Origin of the sequence: Paenibacillus suaedae (assembly GCF_032337355.1) — a bacterium.
GTDB lineage: Bacteria > Bacillota > Bacilli > Paenibacillales > Paenibacillaceae > Paenibacillus_B > Paenibacillus_B suaedae.
Genome location: NZ_JAVYAA010000002.1, coordinates 1 through 18095 on the forward strand (window position 1 = coordinate 1; position 18095 = coordinate 18095).

At 45.8% G+C, this 18095-nt stretch carries 12 protein-coding genes and 1 pseudogene; 6 read left to right on the forward strand and 7 right to left on the reverse strand.

What is annotated here, in order from left to right; genetic code table 11:
• Positions 1 to 193: 193 nt before the first annotated feature.
• Positions 194 to 2456: pseudogene (locus RQP50_RS08050) on the reverse strand (PQQ-dependent sugar dehydrogenase).
• Positions 2457 to 2896: 440 nt separating this feature from the next.
• Between RQP50_RS08050 and RQP50_RS08055 the strand changes: the two are divergent.
• Positions 2897 to 3412 carry a DUF1572 family protein gene (locus RQP50_RS08055; RefSeq protein ID WP_315744640.1) on the forward strand — a complete coding sequence of 172 codons (516 nt, stop codon included), beginning with the start codon at positions 2897 to 2899 and terminating at the stop codon, positions 3410 to 3412.
• A gap of 25 nt (positions 3413 to 3437) precedes the next feature.
• Here RQP50_RS08055 and RQP50_RS08060 read toward each other — a convergent pair whose 3' ends face one another.
• From RQP50_RS08060 to RQP50_RS08080, 5 genes are all read right to left on the reverse strand, one after another.
• Positions 3438 to 4574 (reverse strand): sensor histidine kinase, encoded by a 1137-nt coding sequence (locus RQP50_RS08060; RefSeq protein ID WP_072731254.1) that lies wholly within the window; start codon positions 4572 to 4574, stop codon positions 3438 to 3440.
• Positions 4571 to 5245 (reverse strand): response regulator transcription factor, encoded by a 675-nt coding sequence (locus tag RQP50_RS08065; protein WP_021255137.1) that lies wholly within the window; start codon positions 5243 to 5245, stop codon positions 4571 to 4573. The genes RQP50_RS08060 and RQP50_RS08065 overlap by 4 nt, the downstream gene beginning before the upstream one ends.
• Positions 5246 to 5272: 27 nt before the next feature.
• Positions 5273 to 7048 carry an ABC transporter ATP-binding protein gene (locus RQP50_RS08070; protein ID WP_315744646.1) on the reverse strand — a complete coding sequence of 592 codons (1776 nt, stop codon included), beginning with the start codon at positions 7046 to 7048 and terminating at the stop codon, positions 5273 to 5275.
• Between the two features lie 189 nt (positions 7049 to 7237).
• Positions 7238 to 8692, reverse strand: a complete 1455-nt coding sequence (locus tag RQP50_RS08075) for a lytic polysaccharide monooxygenase (RefSeq protein ID WP_315744648.1) — start codon at positions 8690 to 8692, stop codon at positions 7238 to 7240.
• 419 nt (positions 8693 to 9111) lie between these two features.
• The gene (locus tag RQP50_RS08080) at positions 9112 to 11562 is read right to left on the reverse strand and encodes an EAL domain-containing protein (protein ID WP_315744650.1); all 2451 of its coding nucleotides are present in this window, start codon (positions 11560 to 11562) and stop codon (positions 9112 to 9114) included.
• Between the two features lie 302 nt (positions 11563 to 11864).
• Here RQP50_RS08080 and RQP50_RS08085 point away from each other — a divergent pair, with 302 nt between their 5' ends.
• The 5 genes from RQP50_RS08085 (at position 11865) to pgtP (ending at position 17309) form a co-directional block, all read left to right on the forward strand.
• Complete coding sequence (locus RQP50_RS08085) at positions 11865 to 12545, forward strand: response regulator transcription factor (RefSeq protein WP_021255141.1); 681 nt, start codon at positions 11865 to 11867, stop codon at positions 12543 to 12545.
• Positions 12546 to 12581: 36 nt separating this feature from the next.
• Entirely contained in the window at positions 12582 to 14024 is a 1443-nt protein-coding gene (locus tag RQP50_RS08090) for a sensor histidine kinase (protein WP_072731248.1), read from the forward strand.
• A 73-nt stretch (positions 14025 to 14097) separates the two neighbouring features.
• Positions 14098 to 14922: a DUF3919 family protein gene (locus RQP50_RS08095; RefSeq protein WP_072731246.1), complete on the forward strand. Its 825-nt coding sequence runs from the start codon at positions 14098 to 14100 to the stop codon at positions 14920 to 14922.
• Complete coding sequence (locus RQP50_RS08100; RefSeq protein ID WP_394358389.1) at positions 14913 to 15962, forward strand: ABC transporter substrate-binding protein; 1050 nt, start codon at positions 14913 to 14915, stop codon at positions 15960 to 15962. The genes RQP50_RS08095 and RQP50_RS08100 overlap by 10 nt, the downstream gene beginning before the upstream one ends.
• A gap of 3 nt (positions 15963 to 15965) precedes the next feature.
• Positions 15966 to 17309: an MFS transporter gene (gene pgtP / locus RQP50_RS08105; RefSeq protein WP_021255145.1), complete on the forward strand. Its 1344-nt coding sequence runs from the start codon at positions 15966 to 15968 to the stop codon at positions 17307 to 17309.
• 287 nt (positions 17310 to 17596) lie between these two features.
• Here the strand turns inward: pgtP and lepB are convergent, their stop codons facing one another.
• Positions 17597 to 18094 carry a signal peptidase I gene (lepB, locus tag RQP50_RS08110; protein ID WP_072731235.1) on the reverse strand — a complete coding sequence of 166 codons (498 nt, stop codon included), beginning with the start codon at positions 18092 to 18094 and terminating at the stop codon, positions 17597 to 17599.
• Position 18095: the final 1 nt, after the last annotated feature.

Genomic DNA, 18095 nt, shown 5'->3' on the forward strand with positions numbered 1-18095 from the left:
GATCCATGCTATATTGAATGTACAAAGAAACCGTTCCTTTCGTAAATGGTGGGTGGTACTTCCATTTTACTAAAGAACGGTTTCTTTTTGTTTTACATATTTGAAAACAAGGGGGCGTCCCAAATCTTTTTAGACTTTTGGGACACCCCCTATTCTTAATCTAGAAGCTTAAACAGACCAAGTCGTATATCCGCTAGAAGTTAGGTGCCAATCGAATAAGCTTATCCGGGGTGCCGTCACCGTTTTTGTCGCCATTGTTACTGGTGACGAAATAGAGTGATCCATCTGGCGCCTCGACAATGTCGCGAATGCGTCCGTATTTATTCACAAACAAGTAAGTAAGATCACTGCTCTTGATCGTCGGTTGGCCGTTCTGCTCTCCAATGATCATGCGAATGATCTGTTTGCCTTTTAAATTGGAAACAAGCAGATTCCCTGCCCAAGGACCTTGAGTTACAAAAGTCATGCCTGAAGGCGCCCAGGTAGTGCCATTCGCATAAATGAGTGGGGGCGTAATACCTGGTTGATTCTGATTCCCCCCCCTCATATTTAGGCCAACCGTAATTGTTACCGGATTGAATGTAGTTAATCTCATCTTTGGAGGATTCACCGTGCTCTGATGCAAAGAGACGGTTCGTTCTAGGCTGCCATGCTAATCCTTGAGGATTCCGATGTCCACGGCTATAAATGGGCGAGGAGGCAAACGGATTATCACTTGGAATGGTGCCATCTAGATTCAGGCGGAATATCTTCCCTCCAAGGTAAATGAGTGTATCGTCTTTGTTGCCATAATTGCCGTCACTGAAATACAGCTTGTTGTCGGGACCTATTTTCAGTCGGCCGCCATTGTGATAGACCGCACCCGGAAGATTCGTAATAAGGATTTTATCTACTGTAGCGATGTTGTTATTCTCTTTAAGCCGAACGACCTGATTGGCAACTTTGTTGTCTGATGTTTTGTAGGAATGGTAGATATACATGTAATGATTGGTGGTGAAATTAGGATCGAGAACCAGGCCCAATAAGCCGCCTTCGCTCTTAGGCATGTAGTAGAAAGGCGAACCCAGCGTAATGACTGGCGTGGATTTCAACTTCCCGTTCACAATGACACGAACCCTGCCGCTGTTGCGTTCGGTGAAGAATATCCGCCCATCCGGTGCAAAATCAACAGCCCATGGGGTTTCCAAGTTGTTAGCAACAACCTCTGGCGTATAAGGATCGGAAGAGGCAGGGCTCGTTTTGACAGACAACGCACTGCTAGCTGCGGAACTATTTCCTGCTAAGTCCCTTGCTTTCGCGGTAAAGGTATACGAGGTATTTGCCGTAAGTCCTGTTACATTAAAAGATGTCGCAGGCGTGCTTCCGGCGAGTGTGCCATTTTTATATATGTCGTACGCATAGACGCTTACGTTATCTGTAGATGCCGTCCAGGACAGATTGACTGACGAAGATGTTTTGCTTGGGCTTACAAGTCCTGTCGGAGCAGTTGGGGCCTGCGTGTCGGTTTGGCTTGTCGTTTTTACAGTGAGAGGGCTGCTGGCATTGGATATATTTCCTGCCGCATCTTTGGCTTTGACTGTAAATTGATAGGTGGTATCCGGCGTTAATCCGGTAAAGGTGTAGCTAGTATCCTTGACATTCGCTTGCGTCAGGACATTATCTTTGTATAAGTCATAGCCCTTCACGCCAACATCATCCAGCGATGCAGTCCAAGATATGTTCACAGTTGTATCCGTTACTTGGTTTGCTTGTAGATTTGTTGGTTCTGTAGGCGGGAATACATCACCGGTGGCATTGATTTTTACCTTGTCAAAGGTGGCCGTGCTTAGGCTGGATACATTATGGCTGGTGACAGCCAATCCTACATACAACGAAGCATTCATATTAATAGTCAAGTTGCCCAGATCGCCCCAGTTCAACCCGTTGTTGGATACATATCCTTTGATCACATTGCCTTTGCGTTCAAGCTTTACCCAGGCCGGACTCGTCGAAGCAATTTTAACACTCTGAGATGCTCCGCCCGTCTCAGTCCGGTACTGGAACGTGAACCCGTTGGAAGGCGTCAATAGCAAATCGACATGCTTGGAGTTGGCATTCAACGTTTCCCTTATCATAATTCCTGCCTTCGCAAAATCGTGTGTATTGGTCTGAGAAGAGACAAGGGCAATGATAGCGCCATCTCCTGTCCAGGGTTGATAGAGGTAATTGAACTGATCTGATTTGCCCCAGATGTCTGTGCCAGCACCGCTTACGGTAAATTGATCACCCCCTGGATCATAAGAAGCGCTGCCCGTTAATGCAGGAGAACCGATATTTTGTTGCTTCCACGGATTCGGTATAGCTCCTGCTATAGCTGCGACATCAAACCCTGCCTCGGCAAAACCTGATGTAGGTAATAAAGCGAGCAGCATACAAAAGCAGAGACTCAAAGCCATCATTTTGTTTCGTGCATTCATTGTTACACCTCCTTTTTAGATTTTGGATGAAATCCTCCTCCCCAAAAAAAATTAAACCACTTATACTTATGATCAATATTTCACCATATTTATCTAAACTGCAATTTATTGGAACGAAAACAAATATAAAATTCTTATTAAAAGCATTCGATGCATTCGTTTATTCTCTTTCTTACGGTGCGATATTTGCGTGTCTCGCCCCCAAATTCAAGGTTATAGTTGATCGGATCTAGGTATTCTTCCTGGTAGTAATGTTCAATCAATTCAAGATCCCCTTTTTTGTCCATACAAAAATTTGCACAGTGCCATTGCCCACAGTGCATATTCATTGCATAATACGAAGTATCATTACCATCATGAGGAAGCTGCTATACTACTCATTATTTCGTGTTGATCCGTAGGCGAATAGTAACGATGTTCATTCGAGGAGGATGATTCCTATGGGGTTGCAAACGGAAAGCCAGATCGCCCATCATTATTTGCATGTCGTGAATGAGAAATTCGTAGAATTGAAGAAGATGGGTGAACGAACGTTTGAACAATTAGAGGACGAAGAGTGGAACTGGTCTTACAATGTGGACTCGAACAGCATCGCGGTCATCGTAAAGCATATGAGCGGCAATATGATCTCACGCTGGATCGACTTTCTCACTACAGACGGCGAGAAGGACGATCGCAATCGAGATGAAGAATTCGAGGACAACATAACGAGTCGTGAGATGCTCCTTGATGTGTGGGACCAGGGATGGAAGGTGTTTCTGGACACCCTTCAATCGCTGACCGTAGACGATCTTACCAAGACGGTGACGATCCGACAGCAGCCGCACACTGTCATGGAGGCCATCGAGCGCCAGATGTCTCATTACGCCTATCATGTCGGTCAAATTGTGTACGCTGCCAAGGAATTGAAGTCCGAGAAATGGAGCACCTTATCCATTCCAAGAAAGAAAAACTGAACCTATTAAAAAAGCGCCGCTCACGCTACTTACGTAAACCGGCGCTTCCTGCTTCTAAAATAGATGATTCAGCCGCATTTGGGTCTAAGGGAAGCTTCACACAGAAGGTTGACCCTTCTCCCTTCCTACTTGACACTTGGATATCTCCAGAGTGAAGCTGGACGATCTTCTGCACAATAGACAGCCCCAACCCATTACCAGCAATGGTACGATTGCGAGACACATCTGCCTTGAAGAACCGCTCAAATAAATGCGGAATATGCTCCTCATCAATCCCAATCCCACTATCGCTAATGCACACTTCAACCGTTCCATTAGACATGCGCGCCTCGATATGAATAGCCCCACCTTCAGGCGTGAACTTAATCGCATTATGCACAAGGTTCATCCATACTTGACTCAGCATCTCTTCATCCGCTGAAATCTCCATTTTATCTACATTCAAATCTAATTCGATACGCTTCTCCAGCCATTGGGGTTCGCTGATCAACGCGATATTACGAAGCTGCTGATCCAATCGATAGCGCTTCATTTCCATCGGATGGTGCTCCGATTCCAGTGACGTTAATTTGAGCAAATTCTCGCTAAGCTTGGATAGTCTCATCGTCTCCATTTCAATGATTTGAAGATAATTTAGACGCTCTTCTTCGCTCAGTTCCTCACTCTGTAAGGCACGTGCGAATCCGCGAATCGAGGTCAATGGTGACTGAATTTCGTGCGAGACATTCGATATGAACTCCTGCCGCATCTGCTCCATTTCCCCTAAGCTGTCTGCCATTTGTTGAATCCCGTCAACGAGAGATCCGTATTCATCGCGGAAATCCTCATACATCGGGATACTGATATTAAACTCCCCTTGGGAAATTTTCTTCAGCGCATCCAGAATGGATTGGTAGAACTTAACGTGCTTAACGCGGACAAACGGGAATATGATTGCAAGTACCGCAACGAAAAATAGCAGTCCCATCACGCATAGAACAAGAAAAGCCCAATAGCTGTCTTGCTTCCAACCGACCCAGTTCATGACGTAAGGATTAATCAAATACGATAATGACCATGATGCCAGGATAAGTAATAATATGGTTGCCATTCCTGTTATGAATTTCAGAACACGACCTATCTTCGTCGCCTTAAAGGCTGCATACCGTTCACGAAGGGTCATTCGAGCACCTCTAGCCGATAGCCAAGCCCGCGAATCGTCTTGATCTTGAACCCATGTTCAGTCTCAGGGAACCTCTCCCGCAAGCGATTAATATGCACGTCAACTGTCCGCTCATTACCCTCGTAGTCATACCCCCATATATCCTCTATCAATTGTTCCCTGGAAAAGGTTTTGCCTGGATATCCGCCCAGCTTGAATAATAGTTCGAACTCCTTCAAAGGCAATGAAAACGTCGCATCGCTAGTGGTTACTTCGAATGTATGCTGGTTCATGACGATACGTCCGAACTGAGCGATTTTTGATGTAGCGATCTGGTACCGCTTGAGCAGCGCCCTGACGCGAACGACAAGCTCCATCGGATCGAAAGGCTTCACTAGATAATCGTCTGTTCCAAGGTTGAACCCTTTGACCTTCTGTGATGTCTCTCCCTTAGCGGTTAGCATAAGGAGCGGGATATCATACAGCGCCCTTAATTCACGGCACAAATCCCACCCATCCATGTTCGGCATCATAATATCGAGCACAACCAAGTCAGCCTTATTGCTCTCCATCTGGGTAAGAGCTTCAACTCCATCAGGGGCTTCAATGGTCTTGAAGCCCTCCTTCTGCAAAAACACGGTGACTAGCTTGCGAATATGTGGATCATCGTCAACGACGAGTATGGTTGCCATCTACTCATTACCGCCCCTTTCTTCCTACTAGCAAGCCTCCTCCGATTCATCCAGAATGCGGAGCTGCTGTGCAGCGAATTCACGGTACATTTCGTGCGTCTCGAACAATGTCGCATGGGTGCCGCAGCCTGTTAGCTGGCCCTTCTCGACAAACAAAATTTGATCTGCATCTACTACGGTAGACAATCGATGTGCAATCACGAGCGTGGTACGGCCCTGCATCAGATTGTTCAATGCCTTCTGTACAACAATTTCTGATTTGCTGTCCAGCGCGGATGTTGCCTCATCGAGCATCAAGATACGCGGGTTGCGCAGCAGTGCCCGTGCAATGGCAATCCGCTGCCGCTGACCGCCAGACAGCTTAAGCCCCCGCTCTCCTACAGGAGTCTCATACCCTTCAGCAAGCTCCTGGATGAAGCCGTCTGCGTATGCCATTTGCGCGGCATGTTCCAGTTCTTCGTTCGTCACTTCACGATTCATACCATAGCAGATGTTCTCACGAATCGTTCCATCGATAAGCGGACTTTCCTGTGACACATAACCGATCTGAGTCCGCCAAGACTGGAGAGAGAACTCGTTAATATCCACCTCTCCAAGCTTAATTGCCCCTGAGGTTGGCAAATAGAAGCGTTCGAACAGCGAGAACAGTGTGGTCTTCCCACCGCCGCTTGGACCTACGATTGCCGTCACTTTTCCAGCAGGAATCGTGAAGCTTACATCCTCTAGTATAGGCTCACCGTGAGTATAAGCAAAGTGGACATTCTCCACTTGTATCGGTTGATCGGCTTGTTCCACCTGCTTGCCATGTACATGATCTTCCTCTGCTGCATCGAAGATGGAGATCATATGATCCGTTGCTCCAATTGCCTTCTGCAGCTGCGTGAAGAACATCGAGAGCTGACTCATCGGCATCACGATCTGAATCAGATACAAAATGAAGGCAACCAACTCACCCGCAGACAACACGCCTGAGGATACCCGCATTCCACCATATCCGATGATAACAACAAGCAAGACCATTAATACAAAGGACATGATCGGAGCGATCAACGCCTGAACGACACCCTCTTTAATGCCGAAACGAAGCAAGTTATTGATGCCCTTGCGTCCGTTCTCATATTCTCTGGACTCTGCATTCGATGCTTTCACGAGACGAATCTCGGACAGGACTTGGCTTAATACAGCAGTGAAGGACGCTGTCTCATCCTGCAAGCCTTTTGATATTTTGAACATTTGTTTCCCAAGCGGGAGTAAAACCAGTGCTGCGAGTGGAATGACAACGAGCATAATGACCGTCATCTGCCAGTCCAAGTACAGCAATACGATAAATGAACCGATCACGGAAACGATTCCTGTGAAGAAGCTTGATAAATGCTCGGTAATGAACCCTTTCACAATCCCGGTATCATTCGTAATTCGGCTTACCGTCTCACCAGTCTTATTCTCATCATAATACGATACGGGCAATATCAGGAGCTTCCTCCACAATCGATCCCGCAATCCAGCTACAACCCGTTGGCCGATAAGATTCAGCATGTATATCGATAAACCGGAAGCAACCGTCTGAATAATGAAAGCTGCGGCCAGCGCCACAATCTGCATCGTATCCAGCTTCGACATGGAGAAGTTGTCTACCATCCCCTTCGTAAACATCGGTATTACCAGTGAGACTGCAGTTGAACCAATACTCATCAGCAACGCAATAAATAACATCAATTTCGATGGCTTTGTCTCATTTATGACGCGTAAAAATTGCCGCCAATTTCCGAATGACCCCTTCGTTCCTTCTATTTCTCTATCCATTGATCCCCAGCTCCTTATATATTATCCACTTGTGAAGTTGAGTCCATCATAATCAATGAATTTAAACGGAATGTAAACAGAAGCGACATCCATGCAAAAAGCCGTCCCATAACGAGAGCGGATGGAGTGTAAATTCTCCGGCTTCTTTCGTTCGAGAACGGCTTTTTCGGGTTGTATTCAAATATGCTTTTATTTTACAAGCTTCCACACATCTGTTTTTCCTGGCGTCTCGCCTTTTGTCCACCACTTCGCTTGGTACGTGGCGCCTTCATATGTCACCTTAGCTTGTCCATCATAGGCGGTTGAAGAATTCCACTCTTGTGCCACATCGTTCAGCAGTTTCCATACATCAGAAGAGCCTGGCTTATCGCCTTGCGTCCACCATTTTGCTTCATAATCCAGACCTTGATAAGTGACGCGATCGCCGCTTACATATACTTTCGTGCTGTCCCATGTCGTCGATGTCTGCTCATCCGACTTCGTAGTCACTTGAACCGCATTGCTCGCCGCAGATCGGTTGCCCGCTTCATCTACAGCCACTACAGTGTAAGTATACGTCGTGCCAGACTTCAGCCCTTGATCCATGAAGGATGGCTCCACTGCTGTACCGACAAACGTACCATTGCGGAAAACTTCGTATTGGGCCACCCCAACATTATCCTTGGATGCATCCCATACGAGATGAACACCTGTAGTCATCGTATGAGGCGCTCTTACGTTCGTCGGAACGGATGGAGCTTCTGTATCCACAACAGGCGCCTTCGTTGTCACAGTAAGCGGGCTGCTTGCCGCTGAACGATTATTAGCCCCGTCAACTGCGACTACCGTATACACATACGAGGTGGATGCAGTTAACCCTTTATCTACATAGGATGGAGTCACAGATGTGCCAACGAGTTTGCCATCACGGTAAATTTCATACTGCTTAATGCCATTTGAAGCATTTGATGCTGCCCAGCCTAGCTCAATACTTGCAGCCGTTTGGATTTTCGATTCGAGATTAGATGGAACCGTTGGAGGCTGAACCTCGCCATTGTTCACCAAGTTCACATCCACGACCTGATAGAATGCATTGCCTGTGTCCGCAATTTCCCAGACACCCAATATAATATGATAACCACTGCGGTCTGTTGGAATGGTTACCTCATGAGATACTTTGGTCTGTGGCTTTTTACCGCCATCTTGGAACGATGCGAACAGTTCCAAGTCCGAGCGCTTCAACGGCTCGTTCGGATTCCAGCCTTTTTTCGTAATATAGTATTTCCATTCCTTCGTGCTGTGCGGAGCAGTTAGATGCCAAGACATCGTGTTTTTGCCGCCATGCAGGGTAACCTTCGTCCATCGATCTGCCGATTGCTCGAACAGCTCGGGGAAGATCCCACCGCCTGTAATTTCTCCGTCCTTCGGACCGCCTACTGGGAAATTACCTTTTGCTTCTACACTCTGCGGCTCATATTGAATAGAACCACAGTTTTTATTTTCTCCTTGCTTGCACAGCAGCGCCCGGCTTGTCGGTCCTTCCATATAACCATGTGCGTACGCTGTACCAGCATAACCGCCTGCTGCTGCGGCACCTAATACAACTATCCCGCATGAAAGGATAAGCGTTTTAACATTTGTGCTCCATTCGCTTCTCTTCGTCATTCGTACTGTCTCCTTCCGTGTCATCACGTCACTTATAGGTGAAAATGTACAGGACAATATGAGCATATATTCATTAGTTGTCCCGACCACATCTTACCCATAACTTCACGCTCTGCAAAGGTTCCACATACCTATAGACGCGCTTTCGAACCAGCACTACATACGGGATTATAATTTCATGAGGAAAGAACCATTATCGCGACTTAAGTCACAGGAATTAGTTCCGTATATTTCCATAATTTGAAAATGAAATACCATTATCCCAATTACCGGAATTTTGGCACGATTCTTCTTCATTGAAAAATAATCAAAAAATGCTATTAAAGTTAAAGCATTATAATTCATTGTGACTATGAAGACACCAATTTCATATGTCTTCATGATCATTTATTTAACCGAAAATTATTCTACATTTATCTTCATACCGTATCTTCAGTTCGCAGCGGTACAAAAAAGGAACTCTCTACATCTGCTGCAGGCAGCGGCTTACTGAAGTAATAGCCTTGAATTTCACGACATTCCTTCTCAGTCAGAATATCCAACTGCTCCTTCGTCTCAATTCCTTCTGCAATCACATTCAGCTTCAAATGCTGCGCCATGGAAATAATGGTTGCAACGATCGCTTTATCATTCTCGTTGCTGGATATATCCGTAATGAAGGATCTATCAATCTTCAACTTATGTATCGGGAACGTCTTCAAGTAGCTGAGAGAACTATATCCTGTACCGAAGTCATCCAAGCTAATACGAATGCCAAGCTTATTGAGTTCATGCAGAATGGTCGTGGATATCCCCGCATCCATCATCATGCTCTCCGTGATTTCGAGTTCCAAATATTGCGAGGGCAGACCTGTTTCGTGCAGTACCAGCTTCACTTGCTCGGTGAGATTCGAATGATGGAACTGCTGTGTTGACAGGTTGACAGATACAGGAATAAGCGGACCTCCCGCATCATGCCATTCCTTCATCTGACGGCATGCCTCCCGAATGACCCAATTGCCGATTTCACTAATCATTCCTGTCTCTTCAGCTAATGGAATGAAGACGCCTGGCATTAACAGCCCTCGCGTCGGATGGTTCCATCTCACGAGCGCTTCGACGCCGATCATTTTGTTCTCTTCCGTACTGATTTGAGGCTGATAATGCAGGACTAGCTCTCCCTTCTGTACTGACTTGCGCAAGTCGCCTTCTAGCTCGATCTTGCCTAGCAGGCCAACATCGAGATCTGAAATGTAGAATTGATGACCGTTCTTGCCGTGTTTCTTCACCTCGTACATAGCTGCATCGGCCTTCTTAATCAATTCAACCGGATCTGTGCTGTCCTTCGGATAGATAGCCGTGCCGACACTTGTTGAAATGTAGAAATCATTATCCTTCAGCCGGAATGGCTGCCGCATCTCCTCGACGATACGCGTGGCCAATTTCTCACAATCAGTTCCAGCCGGATTCGTACGGCAGAGTACAATGAATTCATCGCCTCCGAGCCGTGAAATCGTTGCTTCATACCCTTCTACGCTGGAGATAATTCGATCGCTTACAGCCTTCAGGAATATATCGCCGTATGTATGTCCAAGCGAGTCATTAATTAACTTGAACCTATCAATATCCAGGGCCATTACGCCGAAGTATCCATCCTCCCGTTCACAATCCTTAATGAGCTGTGTCAGAATCTCGTTGAACATGCGACGATTCGGCAGTCCGGTCAGATCATCATGATAGGCCAGATGCTTAATCTGTTCCTTCGCTTTCTTCTCTTCCGTTATGTCCCGAGCGATAACATGATTGCCTGCAAGCTCACCTTCAATCTCCACCGGTACGATAATTACCTTCAGCTCTAACCGACGCCCATCCTTCGCAATCACTGCCGTATCATAGCTATGTGTTTTGTTTTCAATCGCAATATCGTACAACTTGCGGGCTCTTTCAGTTAAATCATCGGCAACGATCGCTTCAATATTAGATATATTTTGGTTTATGTATTCTTCCGCTTGCCCGCCAATCATCCGAATGACCGCAGGATTTATGCTAATGATTTGTCCGTTCGTATCTACGGATATGATTCCATCCACATTGTTCTCATACAATGTCCGGTACCAACCAGCATGTTCTTGAATCACATAATCTTTCTGGGACAGACGTCTGGTGATAAATACGCCGAATAAGGTCATGCCCAGTAACAAGAATGTCGCACAGGCAATAATGTAAGCGAGCACTGCCGGATCGATCAATAAGGCAGATCTCCGATAAATGTTCGGATCAATGTAGAAATGAGCTGCAATCATACCTGTATAATGCATGCCTGCAATGCCAGCGCCCATGATCAACGCACTTCCCAGCTTGTACCATGTTCCGCTTCCTGCTTGATCCTTGCGGAAATAGAACAGAAGCCACAGAGCGATCGCAGAAGCAGTCACCGCGATTGCAATCGACAATATCACAATTGCTGTATCATAGGTAATCCCAATCATCATCGCATCCATGCCAACATAATGCATGCCAGATATTCCAAGCGCCATCAATATGCCTGATAGGATAAGCTCGCCAATGCCGATCTTCTTCCTCGCTACGGTAAAGAGAGAGATACTTGAGACGAAAATCGCAAGGATTACGGAGATAACTACATAGTCGATGTCGTATGTAACTTTCACCGGCAGCGACATGGATAACATCCCCACAAAATGCATGGACCAGATGCCCAATCCCATTGATGTTGCCCCGCATATTAGCCAGATTAATCTTCTGTTTCCTTTGCTCATACTGATTCTCCCGGCAAGATCCAATGCAGAGTAGGATGCAGTTACAGCAATTAAATAAGAAACGATAACGAGAAACAAATCATATGTCCCATGAATATGATGGACATGCCCCATTTTCAGACACCTTCTTTCCCTTTGTTGATAGGCACTTGCCATCATTTCAAAGCAACCGTATTTATGCGACAATCATACTATATTACTGATAAATTTTAAATATCTTCTAGGCGATAAGATGCTTTTTATAGGACTAATGAACCAATTAATTTTGTATATTTAGCAAACATTACCACGCATGCTTGCATCGCTTATCGTGTACAGTTATGGGTGTGGTTCATTCAGGATCTCTGCAGTGGCCTTTTCCAAGGCTGTTTTTATAAATAAGCACTATTATTATTCCTATCAACGAGGAGAACACGATGAATATTCTAGTTGTCGATGACGAAGAGAGTATCTTGAATCTCATTCGACTTAACTTGGAGATCGAAGGATATCAAGTACATACCGCCGCTAACGGCCGCGAAGCCAATGAGCAGTGGCAGAAAGAGCATATCGACCTCATTATTCTCGATGTGATGCTGCCTGATACAGACGGCTATCAGCTGCTTCGCGAGTTCCGCGCTAGCAACGCGGATATTCCGATTATCATGCTTACTGCCAAAGGACAAATTAATGACAAGCTGCTCGGACTACAATTAGGAGCAGATGATTACCTTGTCAAGCCCTTCCATAGCACGGAGCTGCTGCTTCGAATTAAAGTTATCGAACGCAGATTGAATAAGCCAGTTCAAGTAAATGACAGCAATGGCTGCCTTATTCAATGTGGCCCGTTCCGGGTAGATTCAGAGAAGCGATCCATCCACGTAAATGACAAGGAACTAATATTAACTTATCGTGAATATGATTTGCTTCTGCTGCTCATTTCGAACAAGCAGCGCATATTTACACGTGACGATCTTCTCATGAAAGTGTGGAAGCTCGACTATCCAGAAAATACGAGAGCCGTTGATATTATGATTCAGCGCCTTCGCAAAAAGCTCGGCAATGAAGGTGATCGTATCAAAACCATTTATGGAGTTGGCTATAAAATTGATTGCTGACACAGTTGGCTATGATGATTACAAGGTGGACAACCGATGACTTTACAGAAACGAATCTATTTGGCACTACTCGCCCTTTTCATACCCGTTATGTTGTTTCTTTATATTGTGCTCGACATTTCACTGCAGAATAATATTTATCAATCAGCCGTTCATTCCTTGCAGAAGCTCAGCATCGAGGCCCAGATCTATACGATCAATTATGTGGAACGCGAGCAGCAGGGCGAACCAAAAGAAACGCTTCAAAAAGGTGCAACGCTCATTGCCTCTTATTTGTCCAAACGGATGGGTGTCCGGGTACAGATCATGAATGCACAGCAGCATGTCCTTTCGGATACGGAACGCGGATCGCTGTCTTATGTAAATCAAGATACGGAGCAAGCTTTGCATGGGACCAAGTCCTATATGATTCAAAAAGCTTCTCCTTCGCCGCTGCTCCTGTTCTCGAGTCCTATCTATGTGGATAATCAAGTCATCGGCTTGATTCGTTTTCTTCAACCCTTGGAAGAAGAGGCTCAATTACTGAATCGAATGAATGCGACCTTTGCGATTACATTCCTTCTCATTCTTGCCGTTGCTGTGCTTATTGCGAATCGCTTCGCGAAATCATTAAGCAAGCCTATCGAGCAGCTGCGAGATATGGCGAAGAAGCTGGCAAGCGGCAATTATAGTACACGCATCGAATTAAGCGCCTACGAAGAGATTAGCCAACTCGCCCATTCCTTCCATGCTATGGCCGATGCAATCGAGCTTCATGTTCAGCAATTAAGTCAGGAGAAGGACAAGCAGCGTGATTTCCTTGATCGGGTCACCCATGAGTTGAAGACTCCGCTGACTGCAATTATGGGGTATTCAAATTTAATTCCGCGGTTGAAGGACAGTAAGGATGTTGAGACGAGCCTGCGCCATATTTCCGTCGAAAGCGAACGAATGCTTACCCTAGTAGAGGAACTGCTGTCTCAGTCGAAATATAGCGACAGCCCGTTCTCGGTGTCACCTACCATATGTGATATCGCAACCATTGCCAATGAGGCTGTCTATATTGTTCAGCTACGATTAGATAAATATCAGATTAAGCTTACGAATCAGCTAATCTCCACAATGGTCGTAGCCGACCCGGATAAGACAAAGCAAATCTTGTTGAATCTGCTTGATAATGCAATCAAATATAGCGATGCGTCTGAACTCATCATTCAACAGCGCACCAGTGAGCAGACAGTATCCATTACATTCCAAGATGATGGTATCGGACTTAGTCACTCACTAATTGAGAGATTCAGGATCGCATCAGCAGATGACTCCCTTCGTTGCTCCAGCGAAGGCAACGGGTTCGGTCTGCTCATCTGTAAACAGTTAATGACAAGACAAGGCGGCTCGATGTCTATCCATTCCGAGGAGGGAATCGGAACTATCGTTACGCTGGATTTTCGTTCACCAGCAGCACTTGATTCACATCCGCTGCCGATTTTCACGAAATAATACATTTACGAAACAATTACGAGGCGATTATGAAATGATAGTCGTTTATTCTGTCCAAGGAGAATAATGAAGGATGAACAAGATGTTAAGGAATGCCTTCCTATTTGGAGGTGTCATTCTGGTGCTGATGATCGCCGGCTATTACTTGAATGAACAAGTCTATCAAGAAGTCGGCCTTATCTATGATAAGCATGAAGTACTGCAAAAAGTAAGCGATTCCCTTCCCGTGCAGGCAACTATCTTTCATGGGAAATGGGGAACTCTCCAGGTCAATGACGAGGTAAGTTTGCATGCATTTGTATCCTATGTGGATCGCATTAAGCAGCAGTATGAACCGAAGCAGATAATGACTGCGAGAGATGAAGGAAATGCCATGTTCTCCGGACGAATTCGCTATTTGAACGGAAGTGAACAGACCTTCTCGCTCGAAAATACCTTAACCCTTGGCAAATGGTCTTACGGCCCAGGACATGAGACTCCAATGCTGTCTGCTATGCAGACGCAGCTGTTAAGTCTGTTCTATACGCCAGAACATTATGCGGAATTTATCCGCTCTTCCAAAGAGCTTACCTATCGTATAGATGGTATTCAGGAAAGTCTGCAAGATGATGAAAAGGGTTACTTGGTATCTCAGATAAGTCAGGCATCTGAAATTAAGGATCCGGTAGAGATGAAACAGCTGCTGCTGCTGCGCAAGCAAAAGCCGCTCGCTTATATTACCGCTTTCAAACAGGATAATGAGATGCTGAATGACCGCAACAATCTGCTGCATATGGTCGTATACGCCGATTACGTCGTCATGGAATACATGGGGGATGACAACGGCAATTCAATCTATTTGCGGACAAAATTGGGGTCACTACTTCATGGGAAGAACATAGGGGCACAATCAAAATGACACGATTCCTTTACCTTCTATTATTTATCTGCCTATTCACGCAGGCAGGCTGTACCAAAGATCAAAATACGATCACCGTAGATGAGCAAGGTGTGCCCCAATTAAATGGGCGCCATATCGTTGCATACGTCGCTGCTCGTGAGGAAGTCGGTAGCGCATTGCTATCCTCATTCTGTCAACGAACAGGTTGTACGTATGAGTACATTCGTTTGTCCACAGAAGAAATATTGCGGCGTGTTACACAGGAATCTGCCAAACCGCAAGCGGATCTCGTCATCGGCGGAACGATTGACGCGCATTTGACAATGAAACAGGAGAAGCTCTCCTCCCCTATCCGCAGCTCGAATCTCGCTGCGATTCCTAGCTCCTTCAAGGATGAAGATGGGTATTGGGCAGGATATGAGATTGAACAATTGTCTATTGCTGTCAATCGTGACCGTTGGAATAAGGAATTTGCGCCATTAGGCTTAACGATGCCTAAGAAGTGGGAAGATCTTCTTCTTCCTGCTTACCAAGGGAAGATCGTTATGCCCGATCCGAATTACTCCGGAACGGCATATACATTCCTTTCCTCCTTATACGAGGCATGGGGCGAGCAGAGAACAACGGCCTTTCTCAAGGGTCTTACCCGCAATGTTGGGCTTCTCACAGTGAACGGTTACATGCCAGCTCAATACGTTAGTTCAGGCGAGTATGTAATCGGTATCAATTTCCTCGGAGATCAGCGCAAGCTGCGCGATGCAGGATTCGATCTTGTTAGCAGTGTTCCGAAGGATACGAGCTTATCTGTGAACGGGATCTCTAAAATTCGGAATGCACCTAATGAGACCGCTGCGGACTGGTTCATTAATTACAGCTTGTCCCAAGAGGCAGCAGCTGTTCTGGAACAAGTATCGTTCGGTACTCCTATCGTTCATCAGAACGAACAGGATATTTCGAATTCAGCTGTACTTCCCGTACACAGCTCACTACGCAGACATGAACAGATTTTGAATCAATGGAACAACTTGCGTGCAGACACAAAAGGTCAAGGAGAATGAAAAATGTTTGCTTGGTTGAAAAAAGCTCCCGCCATACCTCGATTGCCGGAGCACATGATCGCGAAATTGTACCGAATCTTCCGGATTCGTACATTGATCGGTATTTCTATCGGTTATGCAGGCTACTACTTAGTACGTAGCAACTTTACGTTATCCACACCTTATTTAAAGAGTGAGCTCGGGTTTACCACTTCACAAATTGGTTTGTTGAGCTCGGCACTCGCCGTCACTTACGGGATAAGCAAGTTCTTCATGGGGAACTTGGCAGATAAAGCCCATACACAGCGCTTTATCGCTGTTGGTTTGTTCTTGTCTGCCATTATTAACCTTATCATGGGCTCTTCTTCCACGTTCGGTCTCATTTTCATGCTTCTTATCGTGAACGGGATGTTCCAAGGCATGGGTGCTCCTCCTTGCAGTATCACCCTGGCGAACTGGTTCTCGAAGAAAGAGCGCGGTACTTATATGGGAATCTGGAATACATCCCATAATATCGGCGGAGGTCTTATTGCACCAATCGTCGGTGTTGCATTAGGGGTTCTCGGCAATGCTTACTGGCAATCCGCAATTTTCGTCGTTCCCTCGATTATGGCCATGGTTATCGCCGTATTCGTATGGTTCTCCGGTAAGGATACGCCACAATCGATCGGCCTTCCGCCAATCGACGAATATCGCAACGATTATGATGATGTAGAACGCAATCCAGACGGCGACAAGCTGTCCTTGAAAGAAATCTTGTTTAAATACGTACTTAAAAACAAATTTATCTGGTTCCTGTGCTTGTCGAACGTATTCGTCTACTTTATTCGCTTCGGTGTCTTGAACTGGGTACCATTATACTTGACGGAAGAAAAAGGCTTCACACAATCGCAATCTCATGTTGCATTTGCTGTATTCGAATGGGCAGCAATTGTAAGCTCGCTCGTAGTCGGTATCCTTAGCGACAAGTTGTTCAAAGGCAACCGGATGCCGCTCTGTATCATCAGCATGGTCGGAGTCTTGTTGGCTACGCTCGTATATTGGCAGTCTTCGGACGTGCTGGTAATTACGATCGCCGTATCCATTATCGGCTGTCTCATCTATGTACCACAGTTCTTGATTGGCCTTAGCGCAATCGACTTCGTACCGAAGTTCGCTGTAGGTACAACGGTTGGTTTGACTGGTTTGTTCGCTTACTTGTTCGGTAACTTGACTGCAAGCGCACTCGTTGGATTTATCGTTGAATCCTCCGGCTGGAACGGCTGCTTCCTGATGCTGCTTGGAAGCGGTGTATTGGCAGCATTCTTCTTGACGCTTATTCAGATCGGCCGCAAGAAGCATATTCGCAATACTGCAAATCAAGCATAAGTGAATCGAGACTTGGAATTACTTATTTAACTTACCATGTACACACCCTCTGTTGCGAGCTAATAGGCTCAGCATACAGAGGGTTTTCTTTTCCCCGCTACCAAAGCCAATCTCAATCCTCCCATCTATGCTTGAATAGCTATGGGAAATATTGATGTTCTGCAACAGTTCCAAATACATATCGAGGGTCATACCTTGCATAAAAAGACCCCACCCTTGATTAATAGCAGGTAATCACAGGTGAGGTCTTATAGCTTCTACTTGTATGAATGGATAAATGGCGACGCCTATTGGCTAAAAATATGTGTCGGTACAACAGCCAGCACCTTGCCGATTATTGCGTCTGTACTCACGAACGGCTTATCCCAAAGATGGGAATCAGAGCTGTTGTTTCGGTTATCTCCAAGGAAAAAATAATGATCCTGCGGCACCGTGATCGGGCCATAGGAATAGTTCATCTTTTCCTGAATATATGGCTCCTCGACGGGAGCATCATTCCGATACAACTGTCCATTCTTAACTTCGATACGATCTCCCGGCAAGCCGATAAGCCGTTTCACATACCGGTCTTCCGCAACTGGCGGATAAAATACAACAATATCCCCATGCTTTAAATCGGTTAACCACATCATTTTCTCAACGATCAAGTGATCCTTCTTCTCTATCGTCGGGATCATCGAGCCAGTCGGGACACTCATCGCTTCCGCGACATATGCTTTAATGAATAATGACAGACCGACTGCGACAATTACACTTGGAATCCACTGCTTCAACGTTTTCCACATA

What these genes read in the sequence shown, in the direction of transcription:
- pgtP (WP_021255145.1), top strand. Translation starts at nt 15,966, where the DNA reads ATGTTTGCTTGGTTGAAAAAAGCTCCCGCCATACCTCGATTGCCGGAG.
- RQP50_RS08055 (WP_315744640.1), top strand. Translation starts at nt 2,897, where the DNA reads ATGGGGTTGCAAACGGAAAGCCAGATCGCCCATCATTATTTGCATGTC.
- RQP50_RS08060 (WP_072731254.1), bottom strand. Translation starts at nt 4,574, where the DNA reads ATGACCCTTCGTGAACGGTATGCAGCCTTTAAGGCGACGAAGATAGGT.
- RQP50_RS08085 (WP_021255141.1), top strand. Translation starts at nt 11,865, where the DNA reads ATGAATATTCTAGTTGTCGATGACGAAGAGAGTATCTTGAATCTCATT.
- RQP50_RS08095 (WP_072731246.1), top strand. Translation starts at nt 14,098, where the DNA reads ATGAACAAGATGTTAAGGAATGCCTTCCTATTTGGAGGTGTCATTCTG.
- RQP50_RS08075 (WP_315744648.1), bottom strand. Translation starts at nt 8,692, where the DNA reads ATGACGAAGAGAAGCGAATGGAGCACAAATGTTAAAACGCTTATCCTT.
- RQP50_RS08090 (WP_072731248.1), top strand. Translation starts at nt 12,582, where the DNA reads ATGACTTTACAGAAACGAATCTATTTGGCACTACTCGCCCTTTTCATA.
- lepB (WP_072731235.1), bottom strand. Translation starts at nt 18,094, where the DNA reads ATGTGGAAAACGTTGAAGCAGTGGATTCCAAGTGTAATTGTCGCAGTC.
- RQP50_RS08080 (WP_315744650.1), bottom strand. Translation starts at nt 11,562, where the DNA reads ATGGGGCATGTCCATCATATTCATGGGACATATGATTTGTTTCTCGTT.
- RQP50_RS08070 (WP_315744646.1), bottom strand. Translation starts at nt 7,048, where the DNA reads ATGGATAGAGAAATAGAAGGAACGAAGGGGTCATTCGGAAATTGGCGG.
- RQP50_RS08065 (WP_021255137.1), bottom strand. Translation starts at nt 5,245, where the DNA reads ATGGCAACCATACTCGTCGTTGACGATGATCCACATATTCGCAAGCTA.